This window comes from Halobacillus litoralis (assembly GCF_009856355.1).
Classification (GTDB): domain Bacteria; phylum Bacillota; class Bacilli; order Bacillales; family Halobacillaceae; genus Halobacillus; species Halobacillus litoralis_B.
On record NZ_WMEW01000014.1, the window covers coordinates 41,807 to 61,163 of the forward strand.

A 19,357-nucleotide genomic window follows, 5' to 3' on the forward strand; every position below is an offset into this window, starting at 1 on the left:
GATTCAATCGTTTTCAAAAAAATGACAAGGTTCTATGAGATTATTTACCGAAAGAAGAGAGAAACTTGACTCTGTCACCCATTGGGGGGACGTTATCGTCGACCAGGGATACTTCGAGGACGGCTGGCCCGTCGTGGTTCAAAACCTCCGTCAGGGTCTGCTCGTTCATGTCCTCCAGGGAATGGATGGAAGCCGACGGCACGCCAAGGGCAGCTGCCACAGCCGTAATGTCGACCGCTTCCTGACCGAACCGTTCATGGGCGCGCTTATACTGCAGGGTATGCCCGTGGTGGACCATGCCGAGCCGCGCATTATTCATCACGACAAACAACACCGGGATATTGTATTCCTTGGCTGTCAGCAGTTCCATACCGTGCATGAAGAAGCATCCATCTCCTGTGAGACTTACCACCGGTCTTTCCGGCTCTGCAAGCTTGGCACCCATGGCGCTGCCGATGCCGCTTCCCATTGCTCCAAAGTGGACATTGATATCAAACGAATCCGGGGATCGGACGTTCATATAGTGAACGACATACGCCATGAATTCTCCAATATCGACGGTGTATCTTGTATTTTCAGGGAGCAGCTTCTGAAGGGATAACAGCACATTCTGTGAGTTATATTCGGATGTGATTTCCTGCGGACGAAGCGTCCGTTCAACCATGGGACCCTGTCTGTGTCCGAGACGATTCAAGGCTGTAATCAAAGAAGAAACGGTCACATTGATATCTCCGTGAACAGCCGCATCCACCGGATACTTCCGGTTGAAGACCGTGGCATCGTAGTCAACCTGGATAAGCGTACGACTGGCAGCAAGATGGGGATTCCAGTTGTTTGTAGCGGTTTCTCCAAGACTCGAGCCCAGCACAAGGATTGTTTCAGCTGCGTTCGAATGAATGAACGCAGAAGCTTCTTCGTGTCCTGCAAACCCGAAAATCCCTTTCAGAAGCGGATGGTTATCCGGGATCAACCCCTTTGCCTGAGGGGTCGTAATAATCGGCCAATCCAACGTTTCCGCCAGTTCCAGTACGTCTTCGACAGCGCCGCGGATACCTTGTCCGGCAAAGATGAATCCGGTCGTACCGGACAGCTTCTCTGCGACTTGTTGGATTTGGTCATCTTCCGGAAGGAGCGGCACCCGTTCCGGAAACTTTGGAAGAGCAGGCGGGGCAGCGGATGACAGCTGAACGTCGATCGGCATAGCGATGTGCACAGGGCCTGGAACACCGGTCAGTGCGATTTCGACCGCTTTATGAATTTCCGGGAGAAGATCCTCTGCCCGGTCGACGCGCTGGCTGTATTTTGTAACTGACTGATACAGAGGATCCGCATGCAGTTCCTGGGACGCATTCAATCCGACCGTGTCGACAGGCACAGCACCGGTCAGAAACAGCACAGGAAGATGCTCCCGCATCGCATTGGCCGCTCCTGTCACAAGGTTTGTTCCACCAGGACCGCTGCTTCCGATGCACACACTCAGTGAACCTGAATATTTGGCATAAGCGGCAGCCATATAGGAAGCTGCTCCTTCATGCTTTGCAATTACTGGCGTAATGGAGGGGGTGTCATACAGCTCATCAAAAAAAGCATTCACGGATCCAGCCGGAATACCAAAAATATAAGATACATCTCCCGAGACTAAGTAATCCAGTACAGCACGAACAGATTTCATTTCATTAGCTCCTTTTTGAATGGGATGGTACGTACCGCTCCTCAAATGGACGGACGGGAAGAGGACGGCTGTATAAATACCCTTGAATCCAGTAGCATCCATGCCGGGCAAGGAGGTCAGCCTGCTCCCTGCTTTCCACTCCTTCAGCAATGACATTCAAGTTCAGACTGTCAGCCAGAGTGATGATGGTTTTAATGATCGCAGCATTGTTCGCATTCGTTGTCATATCATCAATGAAGGATTTATCAATCTTAAGGGTATCCACCGGGAAATCCTTAAGATAGCCGAGAGAGGAATAGCCTGTTCCAAAATCATCTATGGATATCTGCACACCCAGATCCTTCAGCTCGCGGATCGTTTTCAGGGTCTGGTCTGTATTATTGACGATCAGATTTTCCGTCAATTCCAATTCCAGCAGCTGTGGAGGGAGGCCGGTCTTTTCAAGGATGCCGGCCACTTTGGCAGCGAGATCGCTCTGCTGGAACTGCTGCGGCGACAGGTTGGCGGAGACGACGAGATCGGTGCACCCTTTGTCATACCACTCTTTCATCTGCCGGCAGGACTCCTTGATGACCCACTCCCCGAGCGCAGTAATCAACCCGGTTTCTTCAGCCAGAGGAATAAAACGGGCCGGCGACAACAGTCCGAATTCCGGATGGTTCCAACGGATCAGTGTTTCTATACCAACCAGGTCATCCGAACGGACGTCGAATTTGGGTTGATAATACAATTCAAACTCTCCGCCGTGCTGGAGGGCTTTGAATAAATCATTCTCAAGCTTGATCTGCTCAATAGAGCGTTCTCCAATGTCGTCGGAGAAAAGCTGGTATTGATTACCAGAATAATCCTTCGCTTTATACATCGCCACATCCGCATGCTTAATTAAAGATTCGACATCGTCACCATTCTCCGGGTATATACTGATGCCGATGCTGGTTTTGATGCTCACTTCCTGGGATTGGATTGTAAACGGCCTGTCGAAAGAAGCCAGGACCCGCTCCGCGCAGACGACAGCTTCTTCTGTCTCGTCGATTTTAGGAAGGAGGATGATGAATTCGTCGCCCCCCTGCCGGGAAACGGTCGCCTCCTTCGGAATGACCTGCTGCAGACGCTGGGCGGCCTGTTGAAGCACCATATCCCCATAACTGTGGCCGAACGTGTCGTTGATTTTTTTGAAGCGGTCGAGGTCGAGAAACAGAATAGCGAGCGATTCTCCGGTCAATTCCGCGTAGCTGAGCGCCTGTTTCAGTCTGTCCCTGAACAGGACGCGGTTCGGAACGTTGGTCACGACATCATAATAAGCATGGTACTTAATCTTTTCCTCCATCTGTTTGCGGGAGGTGACATCCTTGAAGGTCACAACGTAGCCGATGGTCTCTTCGTTTTCCTTTTTAGGCGTAATGACATATTCAACAGGAAAAGACCCCCCATCTTTTTTGATGAAGGAATGCTCCTGTCCGCCGTACGTTTCCTTCCAAAGATAAAGGTCCTTAAAGGAATGGATGTCTACACTTGGATCTTCCCACTTGAAAATCCGCGCATAGGATAATCCGATGACATCGTTTTCGTCGTCATAGCCGAGCAGCTGGGTGGCAGAAGGGTTTGCAAACGTAATGTTCCCGTCGAGATCAATGCCGAAGATCCCTTCCCCCGCCGAATTTAAAATCAAATCCTTTTCCCGGCTGATCTGCTTCAATTCGATAAAGGCTTCCTCCAGTTCCCGGTTCTTTTCTATAAGTTCAGAGGTCCGGTCCTGGATAATGACCTCCTGTTTTTCAATGTATAATAGATTGAATAAAACGGGGGCTGTCGTATCCACGATGGATTCAGCAAGCTGACGGGCAGAGGGGGTATAGCTTGGTTCATTCTCATTCAGGTTTACGATGGCGATGGCTCCGAGGACTTCTCCGAGAGATACAAGGGGGATCATATACAACCCTTTAATCCCAAACTCTCTGCAGATCTGCTGGTTGACTCGATGATCTTCATATACATCCGTGACCAGCACGGACTTCTTTGTTTCCATGACTTCTTTGAAGATCAGGTCTTCCTTATGATCGAACCGCGTCTTTCTGTGGGTGGCGATCCAGTCTTCTTCCGTCCAGTCGCTGTTTTTATTCAGGATGGCCGGTTTCAGCCTGTCTTCTGCTATAGGATCGATAAAATGAGCCCCGATGTTCTGATTCCCCAGCACCTCGCCGAGATAATAGAAGCATTTATCGATGGCTTCCTGCAGCGAAGAACACAAAGATAAATCACGTGTCACGTTGAGAAGAAGCTGTTTTTCTGAGATCAGCTTTTCTTTTCTTGTCAGGTTATTGGCATTACGGAGCGCCACCGCGGCCATGTGGATATAGGCTTTGACGCTCTCAATTTCAGACCCTGTCAAATCCATAGGGATCCCGTAGTCAAACAGGAAAACAAGTCCGTACAATTCGTCTTCATAGGAAATGGGAGCAACGAGGAGTGAGTTGATTTTAAACGCCTGGACCGCTCGTTGATCCGGACGGTCGTCCCTGGAAGTGTCCGGAATATAAATCGCTTCCCTCGTTTCAATCACTTCCTTGGCCAGCTGGTCCTGTTCAGGGTCTACAATGTGCATATCCAGCGTCATGCCGTTGATGGTGCTCGGTTTCCCCACATATCCCTGGTACGTGCCATCTTCCCGCGGAAGGTAGATTCCCACGGAATCGCATCTCATGATTTCTTCTGATATGGCTGTTACTACATGCTCTAATACTTCACGCAAATCCAACTTGGTGTTGATCAGCTTGGTGATTTGAGCTAGACGAGAATATCTGGTTTGCTCATCAGCCATTTAGTTCCCTCCATAGTTTCATCTTTTGATAAAGTTCGACTATTATAGTGAACTTCCTGCTTAAGTACTAACATTTTTACATAAATCCAGTGAAAAGGCACAAAAGAATGACTTTTGTGCCTGCTTTCTATAACATATTGAGCACAGCTCCGGCTGCTACTCCAATTATGACGATGGCCCATGCCGGGACTTTAAAGAAATGGAGCAGGGAAAACAAAATCGCTGCCAGGGCAAAATCTTCTCCATTTAAAATGGAGCTTTTAAGGACGGGGTCATAAAAGGCAGCCAGCAGAATGCCGACTACACTGGCGTTGACTCCTGTCAGGACACCCTGGAAAGCTGGTCGTTTTCGAAGCTCGTTCAAAAATGGAAGTGCTGCTACAAGGAATAAAAAAGAAGGAAGGAAAATTCCGGCCGTAGCTGCAACGGCTCCTGTTACCCCCTGAATCATCGTACCGAGATAGCTTGAGAACGTAAACAAAGGTCCTGGAACAGCCTGAGCCATTCCGTATCCCGCCAGAAAATCACTGGCTGAGAGCAGTCCGCTTGGAACCACTTCTCTTTCCAGCATGGGCAGGACAACATGGCCGCCCCCAAAGACGAGGGAGCCTGCCCGGAAGAACGTGTCAAACAGCTGGATGAACAGGCTCTCCGTGTTTTTAGCAAGTATAGGAAGGAAAATGAGCAGTCCAATCAGGATACTGAGCGATGCTATCCCTGCTTTTTTAGAAAAAGTGACAGGGAACGGTTGGATCTTGGATTGATTCAAACCGGAAAACATTTTCCACCCAAATATACCGGCGGCGAAAATAATGACCAGCTGCATCCAGGCGGATGGATAAAGCAGCAGGATCAAGGCAGCTGCCAGTGCGATGGTAATCCTCGGTTTATCCGGTGTTAACTTTTTACCAAGCCCCATCAAAGCATGCAGGACGACAGCTGCGGCAACGACTTTAAGGCTGTGGATGAACCCGGCGTCTGCTAAGTCAAAGGATTGATAAAGCATAGCAAATAAAACAAGGACGAGGATGGACGGCATCGTAAAACCGAACCAGGAAATTAATCCTCCGATAAAGCCGCCACGCAGCATACCAATCGCAATACCTACCTGGCTGCTTGCCGGGCCGGGGAGAAACTGGCAGAGGGCAATGATGTCGGCGTAGGTTTTATCATCCAGCCACTTTTTCCGATCAATGTATTCGTCTTTGAAATAGGCCAGGTGCGCAATCGGCCCGCCAAAAGATGTAAAACCAAGTTTTGTCGATGTGCGCAGAATTTCCATCCAATTTCTTTTATTAGGTTCACTCATTTTGATAGGTTCCTCCAATCTTTTCCTAAGATTTCTTCAGCAAGCTCTTTCACCTGCTGTTTTCCTTCTTTCAGCACCTGCCGGCCCTTATCTGTAATGACATAGTATTTGCGGATTTTCCCCTCTACTTTTTCCTCATATTTTTCCAACAGCTCATCCTTATGCAGCTGCTTCAACGTCGGGTAGAGAGTACCCGGACTGATGTCATAACCGTGGGAAGCAAGCTCCTCCATGAGAAACGCGCCGTATATCGGTTCTACACTGGCGTGATAGAGGATATGGATCTTAATCGAACCAAGAAAAAAATCTCTCAGCACATTGATCACCTCCGTTATCGAAATCCGATATCATATTACGATAATGGATGGGGGAAGGCAATAGAACATCCGTAACCTTTACAAAAGATTTACTTTTGCATTCTTTTTAAGCCCTCCTTACAATGGGGATAACGAATTGCACGAACACAATGAAGCGGAGAAGGTGACAGACATGGAAATGTATGATGTAACCATTATCGGCGGAGGTACGACAGGGTTGTACGCCGCTTTTTACAGTGGGATGAGAGGATTGAAGACGAAAGTGATTGAAGACCAGCCGGAAACAGGAGGGAAGGTTTCGTTCTTTTATCCGGAGAAACAAATCTATGATGTCGGCGGTTTTCCCGGAATTTCCGGGGAGGAACTTGCGGCCAATGTGGAGAAACAGGCGCAGAGCACGTCCCCTGCCCTTGTGACAGGAGTGAAAGTACAGAGCCTTCAAAAACAGGAAGACGGGGCTTTTCTTCTCGTTACCAACGATGGCGGCAGTCATTATACCCGGACCGTACTGATTGCTTCCGGGCTGGGTACCTTTCAAATGCAGCCGCTTCAGGTGGATGGGGCTGCCGCTTATGAAGGCAGGCAGATCCACTACACGGTAAAGAATAAAGAGAAATATAAAGGGTTGAAAACAGCAGTTGTTTCGAATAACCGTGTCGGGATCGACTGGTCGCTTGCGCTTGAAGGTACAGCTGATGAAGTGACCCTGATCAACCGGAACAACGCTTTTAGAGCGGTTTATGAGAAGGATGAGGAAAACCTTCAGGCATCTTCTGTCCACGTGCAATACAACCGGACGATTCAGCGGGTGAAAGAAGAGGGCGGCCGGATGACCGGCGTGATTCTCAGTGATGGGACGGAGATTCCTCTGGATCATCTTCTCGTTTATGAAGGACTGCAGATGGAGAAAAGTGTTTATGAAGAGTGGGGAGTCCATACAGATAAAGGACGGATTCCGGTAGAAACGGATATGTGTACCAATATTCCGGGCGTGTTTGCGGCAGGAGATGCCGTGGTCTACCCAAGTAAAACGATGCTGATTGCTTCCGGATTCAATGAAGCGATGGCTGCCATCAACAGCGCTGCCACCTATCTGGATCCTGAAGCTAAGAGTCAGGTGTACAGTACCGTCATCTATAAATACACGGATCATTAAACAAGCCCCTCGGTTTTTTTACGCCAGGCGTTCCGATTACGGAAAGCAGGGCAGGCCGGCGGATGGATTAGGAAAAACCCGTACGGAGACCCAGGTATCTGGATCCCGTACGGGTTTTTATGGTGCTGGAAATGTTTCCTGCTTCCGGACTCATGAACATGGAAGAGGCGTACCGGGAGCGCCGTCCCCGACCAGCGGCTTTGGATTCAAGGCTTCACGGCATGTCATATGCTCAACCTTCTGTCCTCTGCGTTGAATTCGATTTGGTTTAACGCCTGCGAAAAATCAGCAATCAGATCTTCTGGTTTTTCCAGTCCGACAGATAAGCGCAGCAGCCCATCTGTGATGCCGCGTTTCTCCCGTTCCTCTTTAGGCATGGAAGCGTGGGACATCCGGGCGGGATAGGATAAAATCGATTCAACAGCACCCAGGCTGACGGCATATACCGGAATTTCCACTGCTTTTGTGAATTGACGGACCGCCTCTTCATCACGGAGACGGAAAGATAGAACGGCACCATACCCATCGGATTGATACGTGTGGGTGGAGTTTCCCGGATGACACCGGAAGCCTGGATAGTATACGTGCTCGACCAGAGGGTGCCTGGATAAGGCTTCTGCAATGGTGGCTGCTGATTGCGAAGACTGGGTAATCCGGCAGTGGAGGGTTTTCAGGCCGCGGAGCACGAGCCAGCAGTCGTGTGCGCCCAGAATGGATCCGAAAGAATTCTGCAGGAAGGCCAGGGCTTCCGCAACGTCTGCCCGGTTCGTCACGGCTAATCCAGCGACGACATCGCTATGGCCGGCAATGAACTTCGTTGCACTATGAAGCACGAGGTCGGCACCGAGGTCGAGGGGCCGCTGCAGGGCAGGTGTCATAAAGGTGTTATCAACAAAGGTCAAGCAGTTGTTCGCTTTGGCAAGCTTCGCCACCGCACGGATATCGGTAATTTCGAGCGTTGGATTGGAAGGTGTTTCAATATATAACAGTTGTGTATTCGGCTGTATGGCCGTGGCCACTTCATGAAGGTCCGTCATATCGACAAAAGTGTGATCGATTCCAAAGCGGTGAAGAACATCGTTGATCATACGGAAAGTTCCTCCGTACACGTCTTTTGTAATCACGATGTGATCGCCTTTGGATAAAAGCATGAACGCTGTGGAAATGGCAGCCATTCCAGACGCGAAAGCAAAACCTTTCGTGCCATTTTCCAGTCCGGCGATGGTCTCTTCCAGTGCCGTTCTCGTCGGATTTCCGGAGCGGCTGTAGTCATAGTCGCCCGGTGTGTCAAAATCCTGTTGGTGAAAGGTGGACGCCTGCTGGATCGGAACACTCACCGCACCGGTCTGTGGGTCGAACTTCTGGTCATTGTGAAGCAGTCGGGTCTGCAGGGAATGGGTATTCATTGAACGGATGCCTCCTCAGGTAATTGATTGAATGTCGATGAAAGGTCTTCCAGCAGGTCATCAATATGTTCGACGCCGACGGAAAAGCGGAGCAGTTTATTACATACACCATAGCGGACCCGTTCTTCTTCAGGAATGTCGGCGTGGGTCTGGGTGGCCGGATAGGTAATGAAGCTTTCCACACCACCGAGGCTCTCCGCGAAACTGATAAGGTTTAAGCCTCTGAGAAAAGGGTCGACCCATGCTTCTTCTTTTAATCGGAAGGAAACCATGCCTCCTTTTCCGGGATAGAAAATATCGTCTACACATGGATGATCCTCCAGAAATTGAACGACGGCTCTGGCGTTGCCTTCATGCTGCCTCATCCGAAGCGGGAGAGTTTTCATGCCGCGCATGACGAGCCAGGAATCAAACGGGGAGAGGACAGCCCCGGATGTATTTTGGTGAAAGGCAAGTTTTTCACTGATTTCTTCTCCTTTACTGACCAGGAGGCCCGCCAGTACGTCATTATGTCCGGCCAGATATTTCGTAGCGCTGTGAATGACCACGTCCGCTCCTTCCTTCAGCGGCTGTTGGAGAACGGGTGTATAAAGGGTGTTGTCGACAATCAGCACCAGGTCATGTTCTTTAGCAAGTCCGGCCATCTGCTTGATGTCGGTTTGATGCATGAGTGGATTTGTCGGTGTTTCGATGTAAACAGCTTTTGTATGTTTGGTTACATAAGAAGAGAGGTCATTCAGCTTTTCGTTTTCCAGGTAGGTGAACTGTAGACGGTAGCGCTCCTTCATATGTTCAAATAAGCGGTAGGTCCCTCCGTATAAATCTTCGGATACGAGAATTTCATCTCCTTCGCGGAACAGGGAAAGGACGGTCTGGATGGCGGACATTCCTGAACTGAATGCAAACCCTGCGTCCCCTTCTTCAATATCGGCCATCGCTGATTCAAGAATCTTTCTTGTCGGGTTGCCCGTCCGCGTATAATCAAATCCCGTAGATTCCCCAAGCCCCGGGTGACGGTACGGGGTGGAGAAGTAAACCGGTGGGTTGATTGCTCCGTAAGGCTCATTCCGCTGGTTTCCGGTCTGGACAAATTTTGTTTCTGTGTGACACATAAAAGTACTCCTTTCATTATGAACCGATCAAAAGAGGAAGAAGCGAAAAGACGAAAAAGGACGCCTTCTCTAAGAAGAAGGCGTCCTGGATAGCCAAGGCTTCTTCTTATCTTTCAAGTTGATGAACAACTTGCTGGAGTTAGCACCTTTCTGGTCGATACCAGGGGTTGCTGAGGCTTCACAGGGCCAGTCCCTCTGCCTCTCTTGATAAGAATGTAATTGTAAGTTCATGTAAATGTTGATGACTACTCTACACTACTCAGAAACTTTTGACAATATGCATATAGAAAATTTTTGAATTTTAGTGGAAACGTCTTGTTTTTATCCGTATTCCTTTTGGTGGGCCCGTTTTTTCTCGAGGTACTCTTCGTCCTCGCGGGCTTTGATCCATTTCTCCTCAAAAATCCGGGCCGATTCTGCTTTTTCCTCATCAATATCCCGGTCGTTGAGATCGCCGTCCTTGTCGTATTTCTTTCCTCCTTTATAGTTGGCATACCGGCGTGAGCGTGTGTAGCCCATCTGCAGGAATTTCCGAGCCATATCCATGCCGACAAAATCATCGTTTTTCTTGTATTCTTCAAACATAGCGTAAATTTTTTCTGACGACTCTCTGGCGATTTCAGGTGTTTTGAAGCGCCAGTGCTGGAGAATTTCACTTTTATAAGGTTCGACAAGAAGTACACCCTGCTCGCCGCGTCCGACCCGGTACTTTTCCGGTTCTTCCCGGAAGTCAATCGAATCAAAATCCAAATCATAGTTAAAAGGCATGGTCATTCTTCCTTTCTGTATTTTCAATCCCGAACATATTCAACTCCAAATCTCTGGACAGCTTTTTGATCAAAGCACCACCGGCTGTGCTGTTTCCTTTCTCATCAATCGCCGGACCGACGACACCGATTCCCATCCTCCCGGGAACCGTGCCGATGATGCTCCCGGATACACCGCTTTTGCACGGAAAACCGGCTTCTACAGCGTAATGACCGGAGGAGTTATACATTCCTGATGTCATCATGATCGCTTTGACGGTCCGAAGGTGGTGGGCGGGAATCAAATGTTCTTCTGTATCGGGGGTGAGGCCGCCTTTGGCCAGGAATAGTCCGACCCGCGCAAAGTCACGGCAGCACATCATGACCGCATTCATCCGGAAGTATAAATCAAGAGCTTCTTCCACGTCGGTCACAAGCGTCCCAGTGCTGTGCATGAAGTGGGCGAGTGAGCGGTTACGCGAGCCGTTGGCTTTTTCTGCTTCGTACACTTTATCGCTCATTTCGAGATGATGGTTGTTGGTGATTTTTCTTAAGAAATCCATATAGCGGTCAAAACGATTTTCGACGCTCTGTCCTTTGATCAAAGCGGCTGTAGCGATAGCCCCGGCGTTAATCATCGGATTGAACGGTTTGCTGGTGTCGAAGGACTCCAGCTGGCTGATCGAATTAAAGAAGTCTCCCATCGGTTCCATGCCCACCGTCTGAAACACCCGGTCCTTGCCGAAATCCTGAAGGGCAAGCATCAATCCGATGACCTTCGAGGTGCTCTGCATAGGGATATATTTATCATGGTCCCCGGCGCTGTAACACTTTCCGTCTGTCGTTATGATGCTGACGCCGAGATAGTCTTTATTCGCTTCCCCGTAATCAGGAAGATTCCTATTCACTTTTCCGGCAGACGCATAAGGGCGGCTGTCTTCGATCGCTTCTTCTAAGTAGGAGTTGGATAGGTCCGTCATAGATTTTCTCCTTTTTTGCAGTTCAGTACCCTTTAAGAGAAAGCAGGTAAACAAAAAAGAGCAGCCGATCCGGAGGGGAGCAGCTGCTTTCAGGCTGTAGTAAAAGTCATTCCTTGGAAATGTTCATCGTGTTGATTCTCACGTTCCCCTCATCAGGGCCGTCTGTCACGGGCACAGATTCCGCAGCACCAATGGATCTTTAATTTGGAACGGCCGCTTTCACTGTTGTTTCAAATAGCGCCGGTCTTTCAGGAACAATCTCCAGAATAGGTAGAACGCTGGAATTAAAATCCCGAATCCGACCGCGTAAACGATCAGCATCGGGTAAAAGGTGGAAGCGTTGGTGAACCCATCGCTGACCGTCAAGTCCGGATAGATCAAATACGGCAGGTGAGCGGAGCCATAAGCGTAGATGGCGAACCCGTACTGCAGGACGATCATGATGACGGCAGGGCGGGCCCGTCCTTTTCTTCCATCCGGTTTTTTCAAAAACAAAAGAACATAGCCGATCAGGAAAAACAGCAGGGAAAGGCCGAAAGTGAGCCAGTTCTGCTCAATATTATCAACGATCCATCCAGCTTCCTGCGGAAATGTTCCGATCGTCAGCATGGCGACGGCGATGCTGACAGGTCCGAGCCACAGGGCGTGCTTTCTGAATGTATCATACGCATCCCAGTCTTCAGCTTCCTTGGCATAGTCCATTAAAAAAACCGATGAAATAAACAACTCGGTGGATAAACCGAACAATACGTGCATGTACAGCGTCGGATGGGTCAGAAGCTCTCCGTATTCCAACCGCGGATAGTCATCCTCAAAGCTGATGAATCCTCCAAGGGTGATCGGCAGGATGCTGACGAGCAGGGCAGGGATGATCAGTCCTGTGACGCCGGAGGTGACACGCAGCAGCCCGACAAATTTTCCCGCATAATGCTGAAATACCATAAAGGTGGTGCGGATTGTCAGGAGCAGCAGCCCAAGTGCTACAGGGACGAGCAGGACACTGCTCAAAAGCGTCGTTGCATATGGGAAAAAGGTAACTACCGAAACGACAAAGATGACGAGAAATACATTGGTCACTTCCCATGTCGGAGATAAAAAGCGGTTGGCGATCTGAGAGGCGCTTTTTTCTTCACTTTTTCCATAAATCATCCCCCAGAACCCTGCCCCGAAATCAAGAGATCCGAGCATCGCGTAAATAAACAGCAGGCTCCACAGAATGGTGACGGCCAGTGTTGAAGCTTCCATAAGATGTTCTTCCTTTCTCTGCCTTTATTGAGCGCTCAGGTCACGGCTGACAGGATTGCGTTTGAAATAGAACCGGAGAACGAACCCGGTGACGAACAGCAGGGTAATGTACAAACTCATGAACAGATAGAAGAGAAAACCGACACTCTTGGATTTGGTTGCGGCTTCTCCTGTTCTCAGGACATCCGTAATCGTCCAGGGCTGGCGTCCGATACAGCTGAAGCACCATCCGGCCTCGATGGCCAGTAAAGCCAGCGGACCACTGACCACAAGGATGGCAAGAATCCATCCGGGAAACTCTTTCTTCAGGACGTGTTTCCAGAACAAGGCGGCAAAAGCAACAGCAATGAGGACGGTACCGATGCCGACCATAACGTTAAATAAAATATGGACGTACAAAGGCGGCCACAGCTCCTGTGGGTATTCATTCAGCCCGATCACTTCCGTATCGAAACGGTCGCCGGCGAGAAAGCTCAACCCGTATGGAATTTCAATGGCGTACTTCACTCTCTGATCCTCAAGGGACGTGTAGCCGCCGACAGAAAGGGGGGCATACCGCTGGGTTTCAAACAACCCTTCCGCAGCTGCGAGTTTCCGCGGGTTGTATTCGTGCAGCATTTGAGCGGTTTCGTGACCGTTGATCGCTGTCCCTAGAGACATCAAGGCGCCGAAGTACAGGGCAATCATCAACGCTTTCTTATGATAGGCCCGCTCCTGGTCGGTGATTTTTGATTTCATCAAACGAAGTGCGGCTGCAGAGGCTACAAGAAAAGCCACCGTCATGTAGGCGGAAAGGGTGACGTGAATGGCTGTAACCCCGAAGCTCGGATTGAAAAAGGCCGCCCACGTATCAATATCTGTAATCTCTCCGTTTGGAAGCATACGGAAGCCCGCCGGAGTGTTCATCCAGGCATGTACATCGGTAATTAATATCGCCGAGGCTGTCGCGCCAAGTGCCACGGAGATGATGCTCACAAGCCGCAGTGCTGGCGGAAGGCGGTCTGCGGCATATAAGTAAATCGACATAAAAACCGCTTCAATCAAGAAGGCGAAAATCTCCATTTGGAACGGCAGGGCAATGACCTGGCCGACGATTTCCATGAAATCAGGAAACAGCAGGGATATCATAACGCCTACAATCGTTCCGGAAGCGATCGACACAGCCAGGAGAATAGCGAAGGCCTTTGTCCACCTTCGTGCCAGCAGCGCATAATCATTGTCTTTTTTTATGAAATACATCACTTCAGCAATGATAATCATTACCGGAAGTCCTACGCCGATGGTGGCGTAGATAATATGGAAGCCCAGAGAAGTTCCAAAAAGAGCACGGGCCATGACGACGATATCCATTTGATTTCCCACCTCATAACAAGTTTCAATATCCTGTGGTTATTCTTCCAATGAGGTGGGGGATTATTCGTTAACAGGAACCTTTTTCTAAAAGAACCATATACTCGTTGATGGAAAAGTGTTCCACACCGGAATCCGATGATGTAATGGAAAAATAGGCTCTCGTATGAGTGTCGGCCGACAATAAATCCTGTTCGATCGCGTGTTGTTCAACAGGACATGACTGGGTGCGTGCCACCCAGGACGAAAAGGGGAGGGTCTTTTGTCGTTTCAAGTGTTTCTTGACGGCCAGCGAATGGCCGTAGAACAGGGCTTCCCATTCCGATACCTTCAAGGCGCGGACGTGGCTGGGATCTCTTCTTTTTTCAAAAGCGTTGTAAAATTGGTCCAGCTGATCATCTTCAGGGGCTGTGTTATCAATCATGAGGAAGCGGCCGCCGGGCTTCAGGACGCGGGAGACTTCCGATACGAAGGAGGCAGGCTCAGGAAAGTGGTGGGGAGCAATCCGGCAGGTGACCGCATCGAAATAACCGTCAAGAAAAGGAAGCTCTTCGGCATCTGCTACCACAAACACGATATTGGCCATATCGGAAAGATGAGCGGCTGTGTTTTGGAGCATTTCCTTTGTCAGATCTGTCGCATAAACGCGGTTCACGAACGGCTGCACAGCTTTTGCCACATGACCGCCGCCTGTAGCTGCATCCAGCACCCTCCAGTGTTTTTCCGGATTGAGCCATTCGATCAACAGCTTTAAATCCTCGGGATTGTTGTGGGTGGAGCTTTGGACATAGGCCTCTTTATTTTTGGAGAAGGTTTCCTGTACACGCTGTTTCTGTTCATTTTTCATAGCAGACACCTTTCTTTTTATGAAGTTACATTTATTGTAATCCGCAGCTTCTGGTTTGGATAATACCAATCACCGATCGTCGGTGATAATACAAACAAATCACAGATATAATCATAAAACGTGACAGAAAAATCATAGGGGTGTAAAGTGAAATCCACACGTATAATCCATGTGAAAATGGGCGATGATGGGGATAAGAAACTTTTGACATCCCTGACGTTCCATTGTACGATTAGGAAAGATACGTATAGTTTCATTGACGGGAAGAGTAGACCGATACCCCGACCTGTAGAGAGTCGCTGGCTGGTGAAAAGCGACGGCGGATTTGGTTGAAGATCATCCCTGAGAAGTTCTGCCGAAATGTGTAAGAGTAGGTGGAACCGGCTGACGGCCGTTATCCGTTTTTTACCGAGTGCCGTGCGGCTGGATCTGCACGGAATATGGGTGGTACCGCGGAATGAACATCCGTCCCTGTTTCATACAGGGGCGGATTTTTTGTTTTTCAGGGAAACTGTATCCAGTTGTGTCCCATGTGATTATCTATACAAAAATAAAAGGGTAAGAGGTGGAAGAAATGCGCAGTGTCAATACGAAGGAAGCGGCTCTGGACCGCGAAAATCGTGTCAAAGATTACTGGAAACAAGAAGATGTCTTCCGGCGCTCCATGAATGAGCGCGAAGGCGCGGAAACATTCGTTTTTTATGAAGGACCGCCGACGGCGAACGGACTTCCGCACGCGGGTCACGTACTCGGTCGTGTGATCAAGGATTTTGTCGGCCGCTACAAAACGATGCAGGGCTATCAAGTCCTTCGTAAGGGTGGCTGGGATACCCATGGTCTTCCGGTTGAACTGGAAGTGGAGAAGCAGCTCGGCATCTCCGGCAAACAGCAGATTGAGGAATACGGCGTAGAGAAGTTCATCGAAAAGTGTAAGGAAAGTGTCTTCAACTACGAAAAAGAGTGGCGCGAATTCACGGAATCCATTGGTTACTGGCTCGATATGGATGATCCGTACGTGACCCTTCAGGATCGTTACATTGAAAGTGTCTGGTACATCCTGAGTGACCTGCACAAGCGTAACCTGCTTTCCAAAGGTCACCGGGTTACTCCATACTGCCCGAGCTGTCAAACTACGTTGAGCTCCCACGAAGTAGCGCAGGGTTATGAAGATGTGAAAGACTTGTCCGCAACAGCGAAGTTCAAAGTCAAAGGCACAGAAAATGAATTTTTCCTTGGCTGGACGACAACGCCTTGGACGCTGCCGGCCAACGTTACCCTGGCGGTCCATGCGGATCTGGATTACATCAAGGCAGAAAAAGCCGGCGAAGTTTACATCGTTGCTGAAGCTCTTGCTGAGAAAAATCTTGGAGAGGACTATACGGTCATATCCAGACATAAAGGAAGCGAGTTCAGCGGCGTGGCTTATGAGGCGCCCTTCCCATTCGTGAAGCCGGAGCGCGGTCATTTCGTTGTCGAGGCTGATTTTGTCAACGCCGAAAGCGGTACGGGTGTCGTTCACATTGCCCCCGCCTACGGGGAAGATGACTACAATCTCGTCAAACAACACAACCTCTCTTTCTTTAACGTTGTAGACGGGCAGGGACGCTACACAGCGGATATCCCTCCATTCGAAGGACGTTTCGTGAAAGACTGTGATGTGGATATCGTGAAGTACCTGGCTAATGAAGGACTTCTTTTCCATAAAGAAAAGTATGAGCACAGCTACCCGCACTGCTGGCGTTGTGATTCACCTCTTCTTTATTACGCAATTGAAAGCTGGTTCATCAAAACGACAGAGCTGAAGGATCAATTCCTGGCCAACAATCAGCAGGTCGACTGGCATCCGGACCATATCAAGGACGGACGCTTCGGAAACTTCCTTGAAAATATGGTCGACTGGAACATCGGTCGTAACCGTTTCTGGGGAACACCGCTGCCGATCTGGATGTGTAATTCCTGTGATCATCAATACGCCCCGCACAGTAAAGCGGACCTTCAGGAAAAAGCGATTGGAGATATCGGAGACGTTGAGCTGCACAAGCCATACGTCGACCGTGTTCAGGTCAGCTGTGAGAAATGTGGCGGCACGATGGATCGTGTGCCGGAAGTTATTGACGTCTGGTTCGACTCTGGTTCCATGCCGTTTGCCCAGCAGCACTATCCGTTCGAAAACCAGGATCAGTTTGAGAAGCAGTTCCCGGCTGATGTCATCTGTGAAGGAATTGACCAGACACGTGGCTGGTTCTACAGCCTGCTTGCGGTTTCTACGCTGTTCACAGGTAAAGCACCGTATAAGCGTGTCCTTTCCACCGGTCACATTCTTGATGAAGAAGGCCGTAAAATGTCGAAGAGTAAGGGGAATGCCCTTAATCCGACAGACATCGTTAATAAATTCGGTGCCGATCCATTCCGCTGGGCACTTCTTGCAGACAGTGCACCTTGGAACAACAAACGGTTCTCTGAGCGTGTCGTGATTGAGGCTAAATCCAAAGTGATTGATACCCTTGTGAACACGCACGGCTTCTATACGCTTTATGCCAACATTGACGGCTACACATTCAACAAGGACGAAACCGGTGAGAAGACGCTTCTTGACCGCTGGGTTCTTTCCCGCTTGAACAGTGTGACCGCTGTCGTAGAGGAAGCTCTGGAGGATTATGACTTCACTAAAGGAGCGAAGGCTCTGGAGAAGTATATTGATGAAGTAAGTAACTGGTACATCCGCCGCTCCCGTGACCGTTTCTGGGAAGAAGGCATGACCGAGTCCAAAAAAGCAGCCTACCATACGCTTCATGAAGTGCTTACACAGCTGAGTCAGTTGATGGCACCGTTCACGCCGTTCCTGGCTGAAGATATTTATCAGAACCTGACGGGCGAAAGTGTGCACCTGGCCCACTTCCCGAAAGTGGATGATGCCGTTGTCAACAAACAGCTGGAAAAAGATATGGATGCTGTTCTGCAGGTTGTCGAGCTTGCCCGTGGTGTACGTAACACAGAAGCGATCAAGACGAAGCAGCCGCTTTCGGAGCTTGTGGTTATCCCGGTCAACCCGGACCAGGGCAAAGCACTGGAGGAATACAGCAGCATTATCCGTGATGAAATCAACGTCAAAGAAGTCGTTGTTAAACAGTCTTCCGAGGATCTTGTCCGTTACGAAGTGAAGCTGAACTTCCGCGCAGCCGGACCGGTACTAGGTAAAAATGTCGGTGTCGTCAAAGGCTATCTGGAAAAGCTTTCTGAGGAAGAAGCCGCTGCTGTTGTCAGAAATGAAAAAGCGGTCGTTCCAACAGCTGATGGAGAAGTTGAAGTGCCGATGGATCTATTGAATGTGGAACGTGTTGCCGATGCCGGCTTGTCCATGGGATCCAACCAGGACTTCCACGTGGTCCTTGATACATCCATCACAGAAGAGCTCCGCCTTGAGGGTCTTGCCCGTGAAGTGATCCGTGTCATCCAGGATGAGCGGAAACAGCAGGATCTGCCGATCGATCTTCGTGTCGACATCGCTCTTGCCGGTGATGAAGAAGTACAGGAAGCCATTAAGCAGAACGAACAGCTGATTCGTGAGAATGTCCTCGTTAAGGAACTCACGGTCGGCGAACAAGATGAAATGAAAGAGTATACCGTTGGTGATCATACACTGAAACTGGCTCTTCAAAAGTAAGAATCATCAGCCCCGGCTCCGGCCGGGGCTTTTTTACCGTTCCAGTGTTTTGACTTTTTTTGCAGGATGTCCCAAAATAAAAGACAGATGAAGAGGTGAAAACATGGCAGAAAAGGTATCAAGCACACGATGGTTCGGGATGGCCGTACAAGCCCTTGTCGTTCTTGCTGAAAACGAAGGGCTCTGCCCAAGTGGAAAGCTGGCGGAAAAGCTGGAATCCAAATCTGTGTTCTTAAGAAAAATCCTCCGCCATTTAGTCAAGGCAGGATTGATTCACGCCAAAGAAGGTAGAGAAGGGGGTTATTCCTTAGTGAAAAACCCCGAAGATATAAAGCTGTCTGAAGTTTATGAAGCAATGAGGGCGGAAACTTTTCCGAAGGGGTTCTTCAATGTCGGAGGCAAAGAATGCTTTGCTCCTTCTACAAGGGAATCCTTGATCGAGCTTCGTAATGATATGGAAAGCTGGGTTGTAGCAGGACTTGAAGAGAAAACCATTGCGGACCTGATACAAAAGTAATCGGAACGTTGTTGACAGACTGTCGAGTGGAATCTCGACAGTCTTTTTTTGGATATACACGGGTGGAAAGTGGACGATCTTTTGTTAAACAACAGGCTTTCAAATCCAGTTCATGATTAGGGAAGTCGCGTTCCGCTTATGGCTGGATCTTCGGCTCGTGCTTTTCCCGCAGGCGTCACCACCGAACGATGCACGTGCCCCCGCCAAACGATTTATGA

The 19,357-nt window shown here is 49.4% G+C and carries 14 protein-coding genes, 1 riboswitch and 1 other annotated feature; of the genes, 3 read left to right on the forward strand and 11 right to left on the reverse strand.

The features are described from left to right. Positions 1-40: 40 nt before the first annotated feature. From GLV97_RS16930 to GLV97_RS16945, 4 genes are all read right to left on the reverse strand, one after another. Positions 41-1,672 (reverse strand): thiamine pyrophosphate-binding protein, encoded by a 1,632-nt coding sequence (locus GLV97_RS16930; RefSeq protein ID WP_160890164.1) that lies wholly within the window; start codon positions 1,670-1,672, stop codon positions 41-43. Between the two features lie 4 nt (positions 1,673-1,676). Further along, positions 1,677-4,490 carry a sensor domain-containing phosphodiesterase gene (locus tag GLV97_RS16935; RefSeq protein ID WP_160890165.1) on the reverse strand — a complete coding sequence of 938 codons (2,814 nt, stop codon included), beginning with the start codon at positions 4,488-4,490 and terminating at the stop codon, positions 1,677-1,679. A 127-nt stretch (positions 4,491-4,617) separates the two neighbouring features. Next, complete coding sequence (gene chrA, locus GLV97_RS16940) at positions 4,618-5,805, reverse strand: chromate efflux transporter (protein ID WP_423784978.1); 1,188 nt, start codon at positions 5,803-5,805, stop codon at positions 4,618-4,620. Next, positions 5,796-6,116, reverse strand: coding sequence for a PadR family transcriptional regulator (locus tag GLV97_RS16945; protein WP_423784976.1), 321 nt, complete (start codon positions 6,114-6,116; stop codon positions 5,796-5,798). Before GLV97_RS16945 ends, chrA begins: the two co-directional genes overlap by 10 nt. Positions 6,117-6,252: 136 nt before the next feature. Between GLV97_RS16945 and GLV97_RS16950 the strand changes: the two genes are divergently transcribed. Then, positions 6,253-7,272: an NAD(P)/FAD-dependent oxidoreductase gene (locus GLV97_RS16950; protein WP_224872949.1), complete on the forward strand. Its 1,020-nt coding sequence runs from the start codon at positions 6,253-6,255 to the stop codon at positions 7,270-7,272. 224 nt (positions 7,273-7,496) lie between these two features. On the opposite strand, the gene metC is transcribed toward GLV97_RS16950, so the two are convergent. The 7 genes from metC to GLV97_RS16985 all read right to left on the reverse strand — a co-directional run bounded on the left by metC (position 7,497) and on the right by GLV97_RS16985 (position 14,958). Further along, entirely contained in the window at positions 7,497-8,678 is a 1,182-nt protein-coding gene (gene metC, locus GLV97_RS16955) for a cystathionine beta-lyase (protein WP_160839761.1), read from the reverse strand. Beyond that, positions 8,675-9,790, reverse strand: coding sequence for a methionine biosynthesis PLP-dependent protein (locus tag GLV97_RS16960; RefSeq protein ID WP_160842398.1), 1,116 nt, complete (start codon positions 9,788-9,790; stop codon positions 8,675-8,677). Before GLV97_RS16960 ends, metC begins: the two co-directional genes overlap by 4 nt. A 103-nt stretch (positions 9,791-9,893) precedes the next feature. Next, positions 9,894-10,004, reverse strand: a riboswitch (SAM riboswitch). Between the two features lie 107 nt (positions 10,005-10,111). Next, a complete protein-coding gene (locus tag GLV97_RS16965; RefSeq protein ID WP_160839759.1) occupies positions 10,112-10,558 on the reverse strand; it encodes a DUF4385 domain-containing protein in 447 nt (148 codons plus the stop codon). Then, positions 10,548-11,516: a glutaminase A gene (glsA, locus tag GLV97_RS16970; RefSeq protein WP_160842399.1), complete on the reverse strand. Its 969-nt coding sequence runs from the start codon at positions 11,514-11,516 to the stop codon at positions 10,548-10,550. The genes GLV97_RS16965 and glsA overlap by 11 nt, the downstream gene beginning before the upstream one ends. 219 nt (positions 11,517-11,735) lie before the next feature. Continuing rightward, a complete protein-coding gene (locus tag GLV97_RS16975; RefSeq protein WP_160842400.1) occupies positions 11,736-12,761 on the reverse strand; it encodes a cytochrome d ubiquinol oxidase subunit II in 1,026 nt (341 codons plus the stop codon). Positions 12,762-12,785: 24 nt separating this feature from the next. After that, positions 12,786-14,111 carry a cytochrome ubiquinol oxidase subunit I gene (locus GLV97_RS16980; protein ID WP_160839756.1) on the reverse strand — a complete coding sequence of 442 codons (1,326 nt, stop codon included), beginning with the start codon at positions 14,109-14,111 and terminating at the stop codon, positions 12,786-12,788. Positions 14,112-14,181: 70 nt separating this feature from the next. Next, complete coding sequence (locus GLV97_RS16985) at positions 14,182-14,958, reverse strand: class I SAM-dependent methyltransferase (protein WP_160890168.1); 777 nt, start codon at positions 14,956-14,958, stop codon at positions 14,182-14,184. Positions 14,959-15,205: 247 nt separating this feature from the next. Then, positions 15,206-15,434, forward strand: a binding site (T-box leader). 98 nt (positions 15,435-15,532) lie between these two features. On the opposite strand from GLV97_RS16985, the gene ileS reads away from it, so the two are divergent. Both ileS and GLV97_RS16995 read left to right on the forward strand, forming a co-directional pair. Further along, positions 15,533-18,622, forward strand: coding sequence for an isoleucine--tRNA ligase (ileS, locus tag GLV97_RS16990; RefSeq protein ID WP_160890169.1), 3,090 nt, complete (start codon positions 15,533-15,535; stop codon positions 18,620-18,622). Between the two features lie 103 nt (positions 18,623-18,725). Continuing rightward, positions 18,726-19,139, forward strand: coding sequence for an RrF2 family transcriptional regulator (locus GLV97_RS16995; protein ID WP_160839753.1), 414 nt, complete (start codon positions 18,726-18,728; stop codon positions 19,137-19,139). Positions 19,140-19,357 lie beyond the last annotated feature (218 nt).

Excerpts from the sequence above, each read along its gene's own strand:
- GLV97_RS16930 (WP_160890164.1), bottom strand. The coding sequence starts at position 1,672 with ATGAAATCTGTTCGTGCTGTACTGGATTACTTAGTCTCGGGAGATGTA.
- GLV97_RS16995 (WP_160839753.1), top strand. The coding sequence starts at position 18,726 with ATGGCAGAAAAGGTATCAAGCACACGATGGTTCGGGATGGCCGTACAA.
- GLV97_RS16965 (WP_160839759.1), bottom strand. The coding sequence starts at position 10,558 with ATGCCTTTTAACTATGATTTGGATTTTGATTCGATTGACTTCCGGGAA.
- ileS (WP_160890169.1), top strand. The coding sequence starts at position 15,533 with ATGCGCAGTGTCAATACGAAGGAAGCGGCTCTGGACCGCGAAAATCGT.
- glsA (WP_160842399.1), bottom strand. The coding sequence starts at position 11,516 with ATGACGGACCTATCCAACTCCTACTTAGAAGAAGCGATCGAAGACAGC.
- GLV97_RS16960 (WP_160842398.1), bottom strand. The coding sequence starts at position 9,790 with ATGTGTCACACAGAAACAAAATTTGTCCAGACCGGAAACCAGCGGAAT.
- GLV97_RS16980 (WP_160839756.1), bottom strand. The coding sequence starts at position 14,111 with ATGGATATCGTCGTCATGGCCCGTGCTCTTTTTGGAACTTCTCTGGGC.
- metC (WP_160839761.1), bottom strand. The coding sequence starts at position 8,678 with ATGAATACCCATTCCCTGCAGACCCGACTGCTTCACAATGACCAGAAG.
- GLV97_RS16985 (WP_160890168.1), bottom strand. The coding sequence starts at position 14,958 with ATGAAAAATGAACAGAAACAGCGTGTACAGGAAACCTTCTCCAAAAAT.
- GLV97_RS16975 (WP_160842400.1), bottom strand. The coding sequence starts at position 12,761 with ATGGAAGCTTCAACACTGGCCGTCACCATTCTGTGGAGCCTGCTGTTT.
- GLV97_RS16935 (WP_160890165.1), bottom strand. The coding sequence starts at position 4,490 with ATGGCTGATGAGCAAACCAGATATTCTCGTCTAGCTCAAATCACCAAG.